Origin of the sequence: Cellulophaga lytica DSM 7489 (genome assembly GCF_000190595.1) — a bacterium.
In the GTDB taxonomy this organism is placed as follows: domain Bacteria; phylum Bacteroidota; class Bacteroidia; order Flavobacteriales; family Flavobacteriaceae; genus Cellulophaga; species Cellulophaga lytica.
Genome location: NC_015167.1, coordinates 620,879 through 636,738, shown reverse-complemented (window position 1 = coordinate 636,738; position 15,860 = coordinate 620,879). Strand labels below are relative to the sequence as shown.

Below are 15,860 nucleotides of genomic sequence, written 5' to 3'. Positions count from 1 at the left end.
CAGACATTTATGATTAGCTATACCACTGCTCTTTTATACGCTATTCCGTTTTTTATGATTTTAATGGCCTTAGAAATAGGCTACGGATATTTTGTTAAAAAACAAATGTATACGGTTTTAGATACCGTATCTAGTATAAGCTCTGGTTTTACTAATATTATAAAAGATTCTTTGGGTATAGGTTTGTTAATTGTTTCTTATCCGTATTTAGAACGTAATTTGGCATTGGTTAATATTGGTAATTCATGGGAGGTTTGGGTACTTGGTTTTATATTTATAGATTTTGCTGGTTACTGGAATCATAGATTGAGTCATAAAATCAATATTTTTTGGAATCAACACGTAATTCATCATAGTAGTGAAGAGTTTAATTTGTCTTGTGCATTGCGACAATCAATTTCTAATTTAATTGGATATGTACCTTTATTGTTGCTTCCTGCAGCTCTTTTGGGAGTTCCAGAACAAGTAATTGCTGTTTTAGCACCGTTGCATTTGTTTGCTCAATTTTGGTATCATACAAGACATATAGGTAAGTTGGGTTGGTTAGAGTATGTAATTGTTACGCCATCTCAGCATAGAGTACACCATGCAATTAATCCGGAATATATAGATAAAAATTTAGGTCAGATTTTTAGTTTCTGGGATCGTTTGTTTGGTACTTTTCAAGAAGAGTTAGATGATGTTCCACCGCAATACGGAGTTTTGAAACCTGCAGCAACATGGAATCCTGTTCACATAAATTTTCAGCACTTTTGGAGATTAGTAAAGGATGCTTGGTATACGAAAAATATATGGGATAAAATTAAAATTTGGTTTATGCCAACAGGGTGGAGGCCGGCAGATGTGAAAGAAAAATATCCAATAGCAATTATTGAAGATGTGTATGCTTTTAAGCGTTATACTACAGAAGCTTCTAAATTATTTAAAGGATATATTCTTTTTCAGATGTTTGCTACATTAGGACTTATGCTTTTTTTGTTTTACAATTTTGAAAACATAGGGTTTGGTGCAGCTTTGCTTTACGGAGCATTTATTTTTGTTGGTGTATATGGTTATACCACCTTAATGGATAGAAAAAAATATGCATTAACTATAGAGGTAGTAAGGAGTATGTTAGGAGTAGCCTATTTAATAATTCAAAATGGTTGGTTTGGAATGCAAACATATTTTGCAGGAGCAACAAGTGTAATGTTAAGCTATTTTTTAATAACAATAACGGCAGCAGTATATTTTACGTTGTTAGAAAAAGAGTTTTTTAATAATGAAATTGTGGCTTAATTAAGCTTTATCCTTAATTTCTTTGTTCACCAACTTTATATAATTTTTCATAGCCTGTTTAGGCGTTAAGTTTTTTGCTTGTATTAAAGCATTAGCTTTAAAAGCATTAATTAAAGGGGTTCTACTACCTGGGTTATCAAAGTTTTTGTGTGCTATACGGTAATATGCATACAGTTTTAAAAGTAAATCTGCAGGTAATGGTTCTGTATAGTTATTAACGTGCTCTACAGACTCTAAAAACTCTTTATGTAATTTGTCATTAGTCATTTTGGCTTGGTAATGTAGCAATACAAGTTTTAGCACCAATAACTTTTTGGTTTAATTTAACAGTAACCACAGTATCTAATGGTAAAAAAATATCTACTCTAGATCCAAATTTTATAAAACCAGCATCTTCACCTTGGTGTACACTGTCACCAACTTTAGCATAGTTTACAATTCTTTTAGCTAAAGCACCAGCAATTTGTCTGTATAAAATATCTCCAAATTTAGGCGTGTTTATTACAACAGTAGTACGTTCATTTTCTGTACTTGCTTTTGGGTGCCATGCAACTAAATATTTTCCAGGGTGGTATTTAGAATATTTAATAGAACCAGATGCAGCGTACCTTGTAACATGTACGTTAACAGGAGACATAAATATAGATATTTGCTTACGCTTACCTTTAAAATATTCTGGCTCTTCTACTTCTTCAATTACTACAACTTTACCATCTACAGGAGCTAAAATATCATCAAAAGTTCTTTTTACTTTTCTTTTAGGGTTTCTAAAGAACTGTAGTATCAATATTAAAAAAACAAGGGCAACAACTTGTAGTCCTATTTTTAACCAGTTTAGTGTAACAAAATACTCTGCAGATACAATTGCTGCAACTACTAAAATAAAGGTAATGATGATAATTTTTTGTCCCTCTTTATGAAACATGTGAAAATATAATTAATGTTAAAAATGCAAATGGAGCAGCAAAGACTAAACTGTCTAAACGGTCCCAAATTCCTCCGTGTCCTGGTAATATTGCTCCGCTATCTTTTACCTTAGCTTTTCTTTTAAATTTAGATTCTATTAAGTCTCCTAAATTGCCAGTTACAACTATTACGGTTGCTAATATAAGCCATTGTAGTATACTTAAATTATTTTCAAAGATAGAAATAATATACGCAGCAATTAAGGCAAATACTAAACCGCCAGCTGCACCTTCAATAGTTTTTTTAGGGGAAACCGATGGAAAAAGCTTTGTACGGCCTAATTTACGGCCAACTAAGTAAGCAAAACTGTCATTTACCCAGATTAATATAAAAATACCCATAATCAATATTTTTTCAAAACCACCACCTCTGTAAGGTATCATTGTTAAAAAAATACAGCCACCACCTAAAAATAATAATCCACAAAGAAATTTTTCAATAGGAGTAAACACTTTCTCTTTTTTAGAAAGTAAAAAGTATAGTAATAGAATGTCTGTAACTAAAGTTGCTACAAGTAATATATTAATTATCCATTCTTTTTGTATTAAATATATGTATGCCCACCAAAGTGCTAGGTAGGCAACAAAAACGTAGTATCCTTTTAATTTAACTATGCGCTTATACTCAAATAAACAAGCCAAACCAAATGCCATAAATAAAAAGTCGAATGCATCTGAATTTAAGAATACAGCTGATAATAAAAGCACTACGTATATAATGCCTGTTATTGCTCTTTTGTAAATTTCTTTCATACTTATAAATCTTCCATTAAGATAAGATATAAGTTTTTAGCTGTACTTCCGTAAGACAAAAAATCATCTTCTTCTTTTATATTAGACTGAAAATGTTTTATAGTGGTAATATTTGCAGGAATTCTGCCTTGGTATTTCTTTTTTATACTTTTTAACCCATCTCCTAAGCTAGCCGTAAGTTGGCTAGTAGTTGCATATACAATAAAATTGTCTGGTAGTTCATTCATTTTTCTTTCTTTTAATTGATTAGAAGAAATTAGAATAGAACCATTCTGAGCTATTAAGTGCTCACAAGTTGTAAAAAATACGGTACTTTTTTTGGTAGATTTTGAAAACGAAATATGTTCATTAGCAAATTTTTTCTCTAACCTGTCATCTAAAGAAAAGAAAGAGTTGTTTTGCCATCCGTTTTCCTCTACAATGTTTTGTAAAGCAGATGATACTTCATCATCAGAATCACAATAAATAAATTTTCCACCATTTTTTTTAAAGTAAATGGTAAACTTTTCGTCTATAGGCAAATCCAGTTCTGGCATATGCACACCACGATTTTCAGCGGGTGCATCCGAACTCTTTTTTTTACTAGCGCCAAAAAGTTTACCAAATATGCTCATTAAAAATATTAAAATTTATGGTGTGTACGTACTATTCTTCCTCAGAAGAATTGGTAGTAGCGTCTTTTTTTGCTTCTTCTTCAGCATTTTCTTTAACATCTTTAGCAAAAGGTCTTTTTCCAAAAATCTTTTCTAAATCATCTTTAAAAATAACTTCTTTTTCTAACAAACGCTCTGCTAACTCTGTAAGCTTGTCTTTGTTTTTGTCTAAAAGATCTATAGCTCTTAGGTATTGCTCTTCTATTAATTTTGAAATTTCTTCATCAATAATACGAGCCGTTTCTTCGCTATAAGGTTTAGAGAATCCATAAGAGTCTTGCCCAGAAGAATCATAATATGTTAAGTTACCAATTTTATCGTTTAAACCATAAACAGTAACCATACCTCTTGCTTGTTTAGTCACTTTTTCTAAGTCACTTAAAGCACCTGTAGATATTTTATTAAAAATAACTTTTTCAGCAGCACGTCCACCAAGAGTAGCACACATTTCGTCTAGCATTTGCTCAGAACGTACAATTAAGCGCTCTTCTGGTAAATACCATGCGGCTCCTAAAGATTGTCCTCTTGGTACAATGGTAACTTTTACTAACGGTGCAGCATGTTCTAGCATCCAACTTACGGTTGCGTGCCCTGCTTCATGGTAAGCAATAGTTTTCTTTTCTCCAGGAGTTATTATTTTGTTTTTCTTTTCTAAGCCACCAACTATACGGTCTACTGCGTCTAAAAAGTCTTGCTTGTTTACAGCTTTTTTCTCTTTACGTGCAGCAATTAATGCAGCTTCATTACATACGTTAGCTATGTCTGCTCCAGAAAAACCTGGTGTTTGTTTAGCTAAGAAATCTAAATCTAAAGTTTCAGCTGTTTTAATAGGCTTAACGTGTACTTCAAAAATTTCTTTACGTTCTCTAATATCTGGTAAGTCTACATAAATTTGTCTGTCAAAACGACCAGCTCTCATTAATGCCTTGTCTAACACATCTGCGCGGTTTGTTGCAGCTAATACAATAACATTTGTGTTGGTGCCAAAACCATCCATTTCTGTTAATAACTGGTTTAATGTGTTTTCTCTTTCATCATTAGAACCTGTAACGTTGTTTTTACCACGAGCTCTACCAATAGCATCAATTTCATCAATAAAAATAATTGCAGGAGATTTGTCTTTGGCTTGCTTAAATAAATCACGCACCCTAGATGCACCTACACCTACAAACATCTCTACAAAATCTGAACCAGATAGTGAAAAGAAAGGTACTTTAGCTTCACCAGCAACAGCTTTAGCTAATAATGTTTTACCAGTACCAGGAGGGCCTACTAATAAAGCTCCTTTTGGTATTTTACCACCTAAAGAGGTGTATTTTTCAGGATTTTTTAAGAATTCTACAATTTCTTCAACTTCTTCTTTAGCACCTTCTAAACCTGCAACATCTTTAAAAGAAGTACGTGTATCTGTTTTTTCATCAAATAATTTAGCTTTAGATTTACCAATGTTAAATATTTGGCCTCCGGCACCACCACCGCTACCACCAGACATTCTACGCATCATAAATATCCATATACCTATGATTAGTACAAATGGTAATAGTGTAAATAATAAGTTTTCAAACGTATTAGATTCTTTTTCGCTATCTATAATTGTATCAACATTATTTAATGCTTTAGCGTCTTTAATTTCTTTTTCAAAAATTTCTAAAGAAGCATAGTTTACAACATAGCTAGGAGATTCTGTAGGATTTAAAGAAAAACTAGGTTTAGAAACAGGTTTGTGAGAATCTTTTTCTAGCGCTTCTTCAGTTAAGTATACCTTTGCATAGCCTGCATTAGATATAATCATAACTTTTTTAACGTCACCATTTTTAATATATTCTAATAAATCTGATGTAGTTTTTTTTCTGGTAGAAGATAAGCCATCACTGCTTAAAAACTGAAATCCTATAATTAATGCTACTAAAATACCATAAATCCACCATGAGTTAAATTTAGGTTTGTTAGGTTTTGTATTATTGTCTTTTGCCATTCTATTTATTTACTGGTTATAACTACTTTCTATAGCGGTAACTTTTGCGTCTCCCCAAAGTCCTTCTATATCATAAAAGTCTCTTGTTTGCTTTTGGAAAACGTGTGCCACAACATTAACGTAGTCTAATAAAACCCATTCAGAATTGTCTGAGCCTTCTACGTGCCAAGGTTTATCCTGTATAGCTTTACTAACGGTTTTTTGTATTGAGCTTACTATTGCATTAACGTGCGTGTTAGAGGTACCGTTACAAACTACAAAGTAGTCGCATACCGTATTTTCTATTTCTCTAAGGTCTAGTAAATTTATATCGTGCCCTTTTACTTCTTCAATTCCTTGTAAAATTAAAGTTATAAGTTCGTCTGCACTAGCTGTCTTTTTTTGCATTCAAAAATTTTAGATTATACAAAGTTATTGTTTTTTTGTTTTTTTAACTATTGTTTTTAACATAAGATTGCAGAATATTATTATAATCTACATATGCAGATAATCAAACTTAATGCCACCAGCTCTACAAATCAGTATTTAAAAGAGTTAATTATGTCTACTTCAGTAGAAGATTTTACAGTGGTTATAGCAGAAAAGCAAGAACAAGGACGTGGGCAAATGGGCACGAAATGGCTTTCTGAGCCTGGTAAAAACCTGACTTTTAGTGTTTTAAAAAAAGGTGAGACTTTGGAGGTTGCAGATCAGTTTTTGTTAAATATGTGTGTGTCTTTGGCAGTGTATGAAGCCTTAAAAGAACTTAATATACCAAGTTTAGCTGTTAAGTGGCCAAACGACATTCTGTCAGCTAATTCTAAAATATGTGGAATTTTAATTGAAAATATACTGATTGGCAGTAAAATACAATCTTCTATTATTGGTATAGGTCTAAATGTAAACCAGCTTACATTTAATAATTTGCCTAATGTATCATCTTTAAAATTACTTAAAGGAGTAACTTTTAATTTAGATGAAGTTTTGCAGGTAATTATAGTAAAGTTAAAAAAGTATCTTACGTCAAATTATTTAAATAGTCCGGATGTTTTAAGAACTTTATATCAGGAAATTATGTTTAGAATACATAAACCATCTACCTTTAAAAGTAAAGAAGGAGAAGTGTTTATGGGCTTTATAAAAGGAGTATCCTCTAGCGGAAAATTGATAGTTCTACTAGAGGATAATATTTTTAAAGAGTATAACTTAAAAGAAATACAATTGCTATATTAAATAACACTTAAGTTGCTTGATAAGGTGTCTATAAATTTTGTAATAGGGCCTTTTATCATCATAGCCATCATAGCGTTAAATTCGCCTTCAAAACTAAGAGTAACTTCTGTTTCTGTTGCGGCAATGCTATTAATGTCTGCAGTTAATGTAAACGGAAGTTTATCACTAGCTGCTCCTAATATTATTTTATTGTTAGGGTGTTGCTCTTTTAATTTTAAAACTATTTCTGGCATTCCTTTAAGTGCAAAAAGAAATTTATCTTCGCTTAATACCTCAAACTTACTAATGTTTTCTGGCATTAATTTTTCAAAGTTTTTAATGTCAATTAAAAAATCAAAAACTTCTTTATCACTTTTGTTTACTGTTTTTTTTGGTGCTTCTATATGCATATTGTTATGGTTTCCAAACTGCCGGATTGCTTTTCCATTGCAGTAGCGTGTTTAATTGTTCTTCTTTTATGTAATTAGTGTCTGATGCCTGTTGTATTAAGTTAGGGTAGTCACTAAGTGTATGCAATTCAATGTCTTCAGTTTTAAAGTTTTCATCGGCAACGTTAAATCCGTAGGTAAAAATAGCTACCATACCTTTAACATTTGCACCGGCTTCTTTTAAAGCTTTAACCGCATTTAAGCTACTTTTTCCTGTGCTAATTAAATCTTCTATAACTACAACGTTTTGGTTAGGAGATAATTGACCTTCAATTTGGTTTTGTCTTCCATGAGATTTTGGTTCTGGCCTAACGTATACAAACGGAAGTCCTAAATACTCAGCAACAAGCATACCAATACCAATGGCACCAGTAGCTACACCAGCAATAACATCTGGTTTGCCGTATAGTTCTTCTACTTGCTTAGCCATTTCTTCTCGTATATAGTTACGAATTATAGGATAAGATAGAATTATTCTATTATCACAATAAATTGGTGATTGCCATCCAGAAGCCCATGTAAAAGGATTTTCTGGTTTCAACTTAATTGCATTAATTTGCAATAAAAGTTCGGCTGTTTTTTTTGCAGTGTCTTTATTTAAAACCATAGCGCAAATGTATAAAGTTTTTGTGAATGAATTGCCCTTGATTTTGACAAATAAACTGTCAGACATAGCAGATAATAAATATTTTTTATTAAATGAGGAGGCAATTAATGAGGCAATTAAAGCCTTGTCAAAGAATAAATTGCCAAAGGCTTACATATATCATCCTAATAAAGAGGAGATTTTAAAAAAATTCTCTAAAAAAATACCTATTGTAGTAGCTGGTGGTGGTGTAGTAACAAATAAAGAGGGTAAAGTACTTTTTATTTATAGAAATGATAAATGGGATTTGCCTAAAGGAAAGCTAGATAAAGGCGAAACTATAGAGCAATGTGCTATTAGAGAGGTTGAAGAAGAAACAGGTGTACAAGGATTGAAAATTGAAAACCTGTTAAAAATTACATACCATATTTTTAAAAGAAATGGCAAGTATAAACTAAAAGAGGTGCATTGGTTTGCAATGAAAACATCTTACAAAGGGGAGCTTACTGGCCAAATTGAAGAGGGTATAGAAAAAGTGAAATGGAAAGGCCCAAGCAAAATTGCTAAGGCCCTAGAAAATTCTTATGCTAATATTAAAATTTTGTTTGAAGAATAATTTTAATTGTTCTTCATTAATTTATATATAGGATATTGCATATGTGCTTTTTCATAGTGTTCAGATTTTTTGTGCAACCAATTTAGCTGTGCGTACCAATTTTTAGCAAAGTTTTCATCTGTAGACTTTATGGTGTCAAACTCTGCTTTTAATTTAGGGTTGTTTTTTAATAGTTTGGCAGCTACGTCTTCAAAAACATAAGGAGAAAAACCTTCTTTCTGTTGTAAAATTGTGTCAAAAAAGTTCCAATTAAAAAAAGAATCTACAGCCTCTGGCTCTAGAGTTTCTAACAGGTAACGTATACCTCTTTGGTTGGTAGGTACGTAGTAATCACCCTTATAAAACTGCACACTTTGGTTGCTGGTGGTAACAGTTGTGTTGCTATGTGGGTAATGCCCTTCATATGCAGATTTACGAGTGTCATAATCTTCTATTCTGTATGTCTGTACCGTAATTATAGTATCTTTCTCTAGTTGAGTATACTCTATTTTATTTGCATCAAGATGTGGAATTACTTTTTTCCATCCCTTGGGTATTATGTAAGCCTCTGGTACTGTTACAAAATTTGTAGGAGTCATATAATTGCTATAGATAACTTCTTTTGTAAAGGGCTTAGATCTGTCATATTTTAATCTGGTTAAGCCTGTTACTTCGCTCTCTATATAGTCTGCCTCATAGCCTTTAAAATTTAACGTAGAAGTCTTTGTGGTATCTATTTTAAATTTTACTGGGTAGGTGATTTTTTCTTGATCTGCAGCAAATGCATTAGCTCTTAATTCTTTAATTTTTTTGCCATCTTTTTCAGAGATATCTATCATTTTTTGCATAAGATAATATGTGCCCATAACTCGTTTTTTGTACGGTTTAAGCATATGTGTTTCTACCATTAAACCTAATGTGTTCCATAGTGTAGTGTAGCCAGTAGAATACCTTGGATAATCCATAAATTGAGAAAAACCTTTTTCAGGGACACTATTAAAAACATTAACATAAGGTGTTATAGGCCAATTAATTTCTTCTAAAGAATTTTCTAAAGTAGGCATCATCTCTGTATGAAGATAATTGCCTAAATCACCACCTAATTTATTATGTTGTGTAAATAAGTGTGTTAAGGTGTATTGGTAATCTGCGCCATTACTAACGTGGTTATCTATAAAAATATCTGGTTTTGTTAAATGAAAAATTTCAGCAAAAGTTTTTGCATTTTTAGTATCATTTTTTATAAAATCTCTGTTAAGGTCATAATTTTGTGCATTGCCTCTAAACCCATATTCTTTGGGTCCGTTTTGGTTGGTTCTAGAGGTAGAATTACGGTTTAATGCACCGCCAATATTGTAAATAGGAATAGTAGTTAATACGGTATTTCTTGGAGCTCCAATTTTGTTTACCACTAAATCTCTAAATAAAAGCATAGTAGCATCTATACCGTCACTTTCTCCTGGGTGTATACCGTTATTTATTAGAATTACAGTTTTGTCTTCTAACTTATTAAAGTTAAACTCACCATCTGGATTATAAGTTACTAAATGTAATGGCAAGCCACTGTCTGTTTCGCCAATAGTAAGTACGTTTATTTGCGGAAACTCTTTGGCAAGTTTAATGTAAAAGTCTATAACTTCTGTGTAAGTTGGTGTTTCTAATCCGTTGCTGGTTTCAAAAAAAGTCTGAAAATCTTTTTCTTTGTCTTCTGGTTTTTCGCTACAGGCAATAATGCACAAGAAGCAGAAAAGACTAATAATTTTTTTCATTCTCTAAAATAGTTTTTTGGGGTTTAATAAGTTTTAGTAGAGTTTACATAACTCTAACAGTATCTGGTACTAAGCTGGTATAATCTCCGTTGTTTCTAATTACGTCTCTAACAATAGAAGAGCTTATGTATGATTTACCAGAGGATGTAAGTAAAAACACAGTTTCAATTTCAGATAATTTTCTGTTGGTGTGTGCAATAGCTTTTTCAAACTCAAAATCTGCAGGGTTACGTAAACCACGTAAAATAAAATGTGCGTCTACTTTTTTACAAAACTCAACAGTAAGGCCTTCGTAGGTCATTACTTTTATTTTGGGTTCATCTTTAAAAGCTTCGCTAATAAATTTCATCCTTTGTTCTAAAGTAAACATGTATTTTTTATCGGCATTAATACCAATAGCAATAATTACTTCATCAAAAAGGGTAATGCCTCTGTTAATAATATCTGTATGGCCTAATGTAAGCGGATCAAAAGATCCCGGAAAAATGGCACGTTTCATATAGTTGTGGTTTAATGTTTTGTAAAAATACACTAGGTTTTCTAATGGTTTTTTTACAAGTGATAAAGTTACTTAATTTATCTTAAAGCCTCAGTTATAGCACTCTCAAACAATTGCGATAGAGAAATACCTGCTACAGCGGCTTGTTGTGGTAAAATACTTTCTTCTGTTAGTCCAGGTGTTGTGTTCATTTCTAACATAAAAGGCTCATTATCTACAAAAATAAATTCGCTTCTAGAGTAGCCTTTCATTTTTAAAATCTTGTACACGCGTAATGCTATATTGCTAACCTTTTCTTCTTGTTCTTTAGTAATACGAGCAGGAGTAATTTCTTGAGATTTGCCTTCATATTTGGCTTCGTAATCAAAAAAGTCGTTCTCAGTAGTAATTTCTGTAATGGGTAAAACTTTAGGCTCTCCGTTGTACATAATAACTCCAACAGAAACTTCTGTGCCATCTAAAAAGGCTTCAATAATAATTTCATCATCAGCCAAGTAAGCATTTTCAATAGCTTTAGGTAAATCTTCTTTTTTGTGTACTTTAGATATGCCAAAGCTACTACCAGCTTTATTAGCTTTTACAAAGCAAGGTAACCCAACTGTATTTATAATTTCGTCTTCATTTACAACATCACCTTTATTTAGGTAGTATGATGCGGCTGCTTTAATACCATAAGGCTTTAACGTGCTAAGTAAATCTCTTTTATTAAAAGTTAATGCAGCTTGGTAAAAATCACAAGCAGTTTGTGTTATTCCAATTAAGTTAAAATAAGCTTGTAAATAACCATCCTCACCAGGTGTACCATGAATTGCGTTAAAAACACAGTCAAACTTAATTTTATGCCCATTTTCAATAATGCTAAAATCACTTTTATCTACAGGAGACTCAGCATCATTAGCATCTACATAAACCCATTTATCTTTTAAAATGTGAATTCTATACAGGTTAAACTTGTTAGAATTTAGGTGCTTATAAGCAACGTTTCCGCTTTTTAAGGATATTTTATACTCGTTAGAGTAGCCTCCCATAATTATGGCAATATTTTTTTTCATGATAAATTAATAAGGGTCATAAATGCAAATAACAAATATCATTTTTTTAAATTAAAGAAAAAAGCATTGGGTTTTATATATTTGTGCGATAATATTATAGTTATGCGAAATTTTTTCAACTTTTTAAAAAGTAAAACATTAATAATACAATTAGGTATAGCCCTAGGAGTAGTAATAGTTTTAGTATTTGTTGTTTTACAATGGCTAAAGTCTACAACAAATCACGGTGAATTTGTAGAGGTGCCAGACTTTTCTAAAATGACTGTTTCTCAAATGAAGCATGAAATAGATAAAGCTGGGTTACGTTCTCAGATTTTAGATTCTGCTAACTATAACCCTAATTACCCTAGGTTTTCTATTATAGAGCAAAATCCACCAGCAGGTAATAAGGTAAAAAAGAATAGAAAAATATACTTTACAGTAAACCCATCTGGGTATAAAAAAGTATCTGTACCACAAGTTATACAAAAAACCAAACGTAATGCAACTTCTATGTTACGTGCCGTTGGTTTAGATGTTTTAAAGGTAACTTATGTAGATGATATAGGGGAAGATATGGTACTAAAAATTAAGTACAAAGGTAAAGTAATTAAAGCCGGAGAGAAATTGCCAAAAACCTCTAAAATAGAGTTGGTATGTGGTAACGGAAACCACTAAATAATAATAGTTTAGCTACATATTTATGAGTGAAGAATTTGGACCAGAAGCCAATGATGATGAACTTTATGAGCACCATAAAGTAGTTGCTGCTAAAGGGCAAGAGCCACTGCGTATTGATAAATTTTTAATGAATTTTATAGAGAATGCAACTCGTAGTCAAATACAAAAAGCAGCAAAAGATGGTCATATTTGGGTAAATAATGTACTTGTTAAGCAAAATTACAAGGTAAAAGCTGGAGATGATATACGTGTTATGTTTAGTCATCCTCCTTATGAGTTTTTATTGCAGCCAGAAGATATTCCTTTAGATATTGTTTATGAAGATGATGTGCTTTTGGTGGTAAATAAACCAGCGGGTATGGTAGTGCATCCAGGTCACGGAAATTATTCTGGAACTCTAATAAATGCTTTGTTACACCATTGTAAGGTAGATTTGCCAAACAACAGTAGTGATAGGCCAGGTTTGGTACACCGTATAGATAAAGATACCTCTGGACTTTTAGTAGTTGCAAAAACAGAAGCTGCAATGACATTTTTATCAAAACAGTTTTTTGATAAAACGTCAGAAAGAGAATACGTAGCTATTGTATGGGGAAATGTAGAGGCAGATGAAGGTACTATAGAAGGACATTTAGGTAGGCACCCAAAAAACAGGTTGCAAATGCACGTTTTTCCAGAAGGAGACCAAGGAAAAGAAGCTATTACGCATTACAAAGTTTTAGAACGTTTAGGCTATGTTACCGTAATTTCTTGTAAGTTAGAAACGGGAAGAACGCACCAAATTAGAGTGCATATGAAGCATATTGGTCATACCTTATTTAATGACGAGCGCTATGGAGGCGAGCGTATTTTAAAAGGTACAACCTTTACAAAGTACAAGCAATTTGTAGAAAATGCATTTAAAATACTACCAAGGCAAGCCCTACACGCTAAAACTCTTGGTTTTGTGCATCCTGTAACAAAAGAGTTAATGCAGTTTAATACAGAAATTCCTGAAGATATGGCCAGTGTTATAGAAAAGTGGAGACACTACGCTAAACACTCTACAGAGAATTAGTTTTTGCAATAGTGGTATTTAAAATCTCTTTTATTGTTTGTACAAAACATAAAAAATGATTCTTAATTTTAGCATCAAATTATAGATAAGATGAAGATTGTTATTTCACCAGCTAAGTCGTTAGATTTTGAATCTAAACTGCCAACAGATAAATATACAGCGCCTAAATTTTTAAAGCAGGCCACTAAATTAAATACTATTTTAAAAAAGAAATCTCCTAAGGCTATATCTGAGCTTATGAGTATTTCTGATAATTTGGCACAACTAAACTGGCAACGCAATCAGGACTTTACAACGCCTTTTACAACTAAAAATGCCAGACCAGCAGTGTATGCTTTTAATGGCGATGTTTACCAAGGGTTAGATGTGTATTCTTTGTCAGAGGATAAGTTAGAGGTTTTACAAGATAAATTAAGAATACTATCTGGTTTATATGGTGTTCTTAAGCCGTTAGATTTAATAATGCCTTATCGCCTAGAAATGGGAACTAAAATGGCAGTAGGTAGTAATAAAAATTTACACGAATTTTGGAAGAAAGATGTAACAGCGTACTTAAATGAAGAGTTACAAGAAAATGAAATTTTTGTAAACCTTGCAAGTAACGAGTATTTTGGTGCAGTAGATAAAAAAGGTTTAAAGTCTACCATAATTACACCTGTTTTTAAAGATTGGAAAAATGATAAGCTAAAGGTAATTAGCTTTTATGCAAAAAAGGCTAGAGGATCTATGGTGCGTTATATTGTAGATACTAATGCAGAAACCTTAAACGATATTAAAAAATTTACTACAGACGGCTACGCTTTTAGTCAAGAGCATACAGAAAAAGAAAATATGCCAGTTTTTATTAGATAATAATATCTTTAAAACATCGTTTTTTATAGTAGACAATAATATATGTTTCCTATGAAAAATAAAATTCTACTTCCTTTAATACTACTAGTGCTAACTATCTTTAGCTGTGATGATAGAGATGATAACCTTGAAGCAGTAAATATTAGAATAAAAAATGTTAGTGCGGTAGCTTATGACGTAGTACAAATAAATGGAGATACCGAAAATGTACATACAGATGTTGCATCGGGTGCATTGTCAGACTATTTTGAGTACGAAACAGCATACGCATATGCATCTATAGTAATAGAAACAGAGGAACAAACCTATACTTTACAGCCAATAGACTATGTAGGTGAAACACCTTTGCCTTTAGGTTTTTATACCTATGAGCTAAATATAACGGAAGAAGGTAATAGCGTAGAATTAAATTTAGTTGTAGACTAAATTAATTTTGTCTTTGCTTTTGTATGTTTTCAGCAATTTTTATTGCTAAAGCTCTCTTTTTAGATAATAATCTTTCAATTTCAGCTTCTAAAGCAACACGTTGTTTTTCTAATTCAGCTGCTTCTAATAATAAAGCGTTGTCTTTAAGCTCTAATTCAGATGAAACTGTATTAATACCGTTTTGAGTAAATATGTCTAAAGCTGTTATAGTGTTTTCAACATCTAATAAAGCTAATTTTGCGTAGTGTCTACCCAAATCCCAATCTTTAGGAGCAGCAGCCTTATCAATATTTTCTAATCCTTTTAAGACCGAATTTTTTGCATCTGCACAATTACAATCTTTCATTAGCCTATTTGTTTTCTCTAAAGCAATGTAAGCTTTGTTAGCATAAAATTTTTGATGATCAAAATTATCTGCCTTTAAAGATTTTTTGGCATAATTTAGAGCGTAAGAGCTTGCAGAGTAAGCATTGTCACAGTTAGATACTGGAGTACTTGTAAAACCTGTTGTTATTACAAGAGAAATAAATACAAATGCACTTTTAAACATAATCTTGGGGGTTGGTTTTGTTTGTAATTTGGAATTACAAAGTTGGTTTATTTTTGGCTTTTATTAAAAGTTATGTGGTAAACATAAGCAAAGTTGTGGTGAAAAACGCTTTTTATATCGGTTAAACTGTTTGTTTTTATGGATAAAAAGCATAAGTTGTTGACTTACTTCTTTTTATCTGGACTTATTTTTTCTTGTAATGTAGGCTGTTTTTTAATTTTTCTTTTTCTTCTAGCACCATAAGTGCCATTTATTATTTTACCTCTTTTAGATTTTTTATCTCCTTTTCCCATAGTGTTCATTAAATTCCCTTAAAAGGTAGTAAATTTTAAGTAGAATGTCAAGTCTAATTTTAAAAGTATTCAGAATAAAATATTCATTAAAACACATCCATTGCTTGTTAAATAATTGTAATATAGATAAAATAGTGACAATTTGATACGAAATACCTCTGTTTTGTAAAATTTTAATATTGTTAAAAACCCTTAAATGAAGTACCTTTGAAAACAGCAAATCAGGTAATAATTCTGTTAAATTATTTTGGTTATCT

At 31.7% G+C, this 15,860-nt stretch carries 20 protein-coding genes; 7 read left to right on the top strand and 13 right to left on the bottom strand.

Annotated elements, in window-relative coordinates:
• Positions 1-9: 9 nt before the first annotated feature.
• Positions 10-1,278 carry a sterol desaturase family protein gene (locus CELLY_RS02915; RefSeq protein WP_013620161.1) on the top strand — a complete coding sequence of 423 codons (1,269 nt, stop codon included), beginning with the start codon at positions 10-12 and terminating at the stop codon, positions 1,276-1,278.
• On the opposite strand, the gene CELLY_RS02910 is transcribed toward CELLY_RS02915, so the two are convergent.
• The 6 genes from CELLY_RS02910 to rsfS are packed head-to-tail and all read right to left on the bottom strand — an operon-like array spanning position 1,279 to position 6,011.
• On the bottom strand, positions 1,279-1,545 hold the full coding sequence (locus CELLY_RS02910; RefSeq protein ID WP_013620160.1) for an acyl-CoA-binding protein: 267 nt from the start codon (positions 1,543-1,545) through the stop codon (positions 1,279-1,281).
• Positions 1,538-2,203, bottom strand: coding sequence for a phosphatidylserine decarboxylase family protein (locus CELLY_RS02905; RefSeq protein ID WP_013620159.1), 666 nt, complete (start codon positions 2,201-2,203; stop codon positions 1,538-1,540). The genes CELLY_RS02910 and CELLY_RS02905 overlap by 8 nt, the downstream gene beginning before the upstream one ends.
• Entirely contained in the window at positions 2,193-2,996 is an 804-nt protein-coding gene (locus CELLY_RS02900; protein WP_013620158.1) for a phosphatidate cytidylyltransferase, read from the bottom strand. The genes CELLY_RS02905 and CELLY_RS02900 overlap by 11 nt, the downstream gene beginning before the upstream one ends.
• Before the next feature lie 2 nt (positions 2,997-2,998).
• Positions 2,999-3,610, bottom strand: coding sequence for an LUD domain-containing protein (locus CELLY_RS02895; RefSeq protein WP_013620157.1), 612 nt, complete (start codon positions 3,608-3,610; stop codon positions 2,999-3,001).
• 31 nt (positions 3,611-3,641) lie between these two features.
• Positions 3,642-5,624: an ATP-dependent zinc metalloprotease FtsH gene (gene ftsH / locus CELLY_RS02890; protein WP_013620156.1), complete on the bottom strand. Its 1,983-nt coding sequence runs from the start codon at positions 5,622-5,624 to the stop codon at positions 3,642-3,644.
• Positions 5,625-5,633: 9 nt separating this feature from the next.
• Complete coding sequence (gene rsfS / locus CELLY_RS02885; RefSeq protein ID WP_013620155.1) at positions 5,634-6,011, bottom strand: ribosome silencing factor; 378 nt, start codon at positions 6,009-6,011, stop codon at positions 5,634-5,636.
• A 93-nt stretch (positions 6,012-6,104) separates the two neighbouring features.
• Between rsfS and CELLY_RS02880 the strand changes: the two genes are divergently transcribed.
• Positions 6,105-6,836, top strand: coding sequence for a biotin--[acetyl-CoA-carboxylase] ligase (locus tag CELLY_RS02880; protein ID WP_013620154.1), 732 nt, complete (start codon positions 6,105-6,107; stop codon positions 6,834-6,836).
• On the opposite strand, the gene CELLY_RS02875 is transcribed toward CELLY_RS02880, so the two are convergent.
• Positions 6,833-7,225 carry an orotate phosphoribosyltransferase gene (locus CELLY_RS02875; RefSeq protein WP_013620153.1) on the bottom strand — a complete coding sequence of 131 codons (393 nt, stop codon included), beginning with the start codon at positions 7,223-7,225 and terminating at the stop codon, positions 6,833-6,835. The two genes, CELLY_RS02880 and CELLY_RS02875, sit on opposite strands and share 4 nt — an antisense overlap.
• Positions 7,226-7,229: 4 nt before the next feature.
• A complete protein-coding gene (gene pyrE / locus CELLY_RS02870) occupies positions 7,230-7,871 on the bottom strand; it encodes an orotate phosphoribosyltransferase (RefSeq protein WP_013620152.1) in 642 nt (213 codons plus the stop codon).
• 7 nt (positions 7,872-7,878) lie between these two features.
• Here pyrE and CELLY_RS02865 point away from each other — a divergent pair, with 7 nt between their 5' ends.
• Positions 7,879-8,466, top strand: coding sequence for an NUDIX hydrolase (locus CELLY_RS02865; RefSeq protein WP_013620151.1), 588 nt, complete (start codon positions 7,879-7,881; stop codon positions 8,464-8,466).
• Between the two features lie 2 nt (positions 8,467-8,468).
• On the opposite strand, the gene CELLY_RS02860 is transcribed toward CELLY_RS02865, so the two are convergent.
• From CELLY_RS02860 to CELLY_RS02850, 3 genes are all read right to left on the bottom strand, one after another.
• Entirely contained in the window at positions 8,469-10,214 is a 1,746-nt protein-coding gene (locus tag CELLY_RS02860; protein ID WP_013620150.1) for a M14 family metallopeptidase, read from the bottom strand.
• 43 nt (positions 10,215-10,257) lie between these two features.
• On the bottom strand, positions 10,258-10,713 hold the full coding sequence (gene coaD, locus CELLY_RS02855) for a pantetheine-phosphate adenylyltransferase (RefSeq protein ID WP_013620149.1): 456 nt from the start codon (positions 10,711-10,713) through the stop codon (positions 10,258-10,260).
• A gap of 77 nt (positions 10,714-10,790) precedes the next feature.
• Positions 10,791-11,765 (bottom strand): D-alanine--D-alanine ligase, encoded by a 975-nt coding sequence (locus CELLY_RS02850; RefSeq protein WP_013620148.1) that lies wholly within the window; start codon positions 11,763-11,765, stop codon positions 10,791-10,793.
• A 102-nt stretch (positions 11,766-11,867) separates the two neighbouring features.
• Between CELLY_RS02850 and CELLY_RS02845 the strand changes: the two genes are divergently transcribed.
• The 4 genes from CELLY_RS02845 (at position 11,868) to CELLY_RS02830 (ending at position 14,760) form a co-directional block, all read left to right on the top strand.
• The gene (locus tag CELLY_RS02845; RefSeq protein ID WP_038504719.1) at positions 11,868-12,422 is read left to right on the top strand and encodes a PASTA domain-containing protein; all 555 of its coding nucleotides are present in this window, start codon (positions 11,868-11,870) and stop codon (positions 12,420-12,422) included.
• Positions 12,423-12,447: 25 nt separating this feature from the next.
• Entirely contained in the window at positions 12,448-13,482 is a 1,035-nt protein-coding gene (locus tag CELLY_RS02840) for an RluA family pseudouridine synthase (RefSeq protein ID WP_013620146.1), read from the top strand.
• A gap of 90 nt (positions 13,483-13,572) precedes the next feature.
• Positions 13,573-14,334 (top strand): peroxide stress protein YaaA, encoded by a 762-nt coding sequence (gene yaaA, locus CELLY_RS02835; RefSeq protein WP_013620145.1) that lies wholly within the window; start codon positions 13,573-13,575, stop codon positions 14,332-14,334.
• Positions 14,335-14,385: 51 nt separating this feature from the next.
• Positions 14,386-14,760 (top strand): hypothetical protein, encoded by a 375-nt coding sequence (locus CELLY_RS02830; RefSeq protein ID WP_013620144.1) that lies wholly within the window; start codon positions 14,386-14,388, stop codon positions 14,758-14,760.
• A 1-nt stretch (position 14,761) separates the two neighbouring features.
• On the opposite strand, the gene CELLY_RS02825 is transcribed toward CELLY_RS02830, so the two are convergent.
• Both CELLY_RS02825 and CELLY_RS16855 read right to left on the bottom strand, forming a co-directional pair.
• Positions 14,762-15,310, bottom strand: a complete 549-nt coding sequence (locus tag CELLY_RS02825) for a hypothetical protein (RefSeq protein WP_013620143.1) — start codon at positions 15,308-15,310, stop codon at positions 14,762-14,764.
• 164 nt (positions 15,311-15,474) lie between these two features.
• Entirely contained in the window at positions 15,475-15,603 is a 129-nt protein-coding gene (locus CELLY_RS16855) for a 30S ribosomal protein THX (protein ID WP_075695785.1), read from the bottom strand.
• Between the last annotated feature and the right edge of the window lie 257 nt (positions 15,604-15,860).

Coding starts and splice junctions, on each gene's coding strand:
- CELLY_RS02915 (WP_013620161.1), top strand. CDS start 10: ATGATTAGCTATACCACTGCTCTTTTATACGCTATTCCGTTTTTTATG.
- CELLY_RS02910 (WP_013620160.1), bottom strand. CDS start 1,545: ATGACTAATGACAAATTACATAAAGAGTTTTTAGAGTCTGTAGAGCAC.
- CELLY_RS02905 (WP_013620159.1), bottom strand. CDS start 2,203: ATGTTTCATAAAGAGGGACAAAAAATTATCATCATTACCTTTATTTTA.
- CELLY_RS02900 (WP_013620158.1), bottom strand. CDS start 2,996: ATGAAAGAAATTTACAAAAGAGCAATAACAGGCATTATATACGTAGTG.
- CELLY_RS02895 (WP_013620157.1), bottom strand. CDS start 3,610: ATGAGCATATTTGGTAAACTTTTTGGCGCTAGTAAAAAAAAGAGTTCG.
- ftsH (WP_013620156.1), bottom strand. CDS start 5,624: ATGGCAAAAGACAATAATACAAAACCTAACAAACCTAAATTTAACTCA.
- rsfS (WP_013620155.1), bottom strand. CDS start 6,011: ATGCAAAAAAAGACAGCTAGTGCAGACGAACTTATAACTTTAATTTTA.
- CELLY_RS02880 (WP_013620154.1), top strand. CDS start 6,105: ATGCAGATAATCAAACTTAATGCCACCAGCTCTACAAATCAGTATTTA.
- CELLY_RS02875 (WP_013620153.1), bottom strand. CDS start 7,225: ATGCATATAGAAGCACCAAAAAAAACAGTAAACAAAAGTGATAAAGAA.
- pyrE (WP_013620152.1), bottom strand. CDS start 7,871: ATGGTTTTAAATAAAGACACTGCAAAAAAAACAGCCGAACTTTTATTG.
- CELLY_RS02865 (WP_013620151.1), top strand. CDS start 7,879: ATGTATAAAGTTTTTGTGAATGAATTGCCCTTGATTTTGACAAATAAA.
- CELLY_RS02860 (WP_013620150.1), bottom strand. CDS start 10,214: ATGAAAAAAATTATTAGTCTTTTCTGCTTCTTGTGCATTATTGCCTGT.
- coaD (WP_013620149.1), bottom strand. CDS start 10,713: ATGAAACGTGCCATTTTTCCGGGATCTTTTGATCCGCTTACATTAGGC.
- CELLY_RS02850 (WP_013620148.1), bottom strand. CDS start 11,765: ATGAAAAAAAATATTGCCATAATTATGGGAGGCTACTCTAACGAGTAT.
- CELLY_RS02845 (WP_038504719.1), top strand. CDS start 11,868: ATGCGAAATTTTTTCAACTTTTTAAAAAGTAAAACATTAATAATACAA.
- CELLY_RS02840 (WP_013620146.1), top strand. CDS start 12,448: ATGAGTGAAGAATTTGGACCAGAAGCCAATGATGATGAACTTTATGAG.
- yaaA (WP_013620145.1), top strand. CDS start 13,573: ATGAAGATTGTTATTTCACCAGCTAAGTCGTTAGATTTTGAATCTAAA.
- CELLY_RS02830 (WP_013620144.1), top strand. CDS start 14,386: ATGAAAAATAAAATTCTACTTCCTTTAATACTACTAGTGCTAACTATC.
- CELLY_RS02825 (WP_013620143.1), bottom strand. CDS start 15,310: ATGTTTAAAAGTGCATTTGTATTTATTTCTCTTGTAATAACAACAGGT.
- CELLY_RS16855 (WP_075695785.1), bottom strand. CDS start 15,603: ATGGGAAAAGGAGATAAAAAATCTAAAAGAGGTAAAATAATAAATGGC.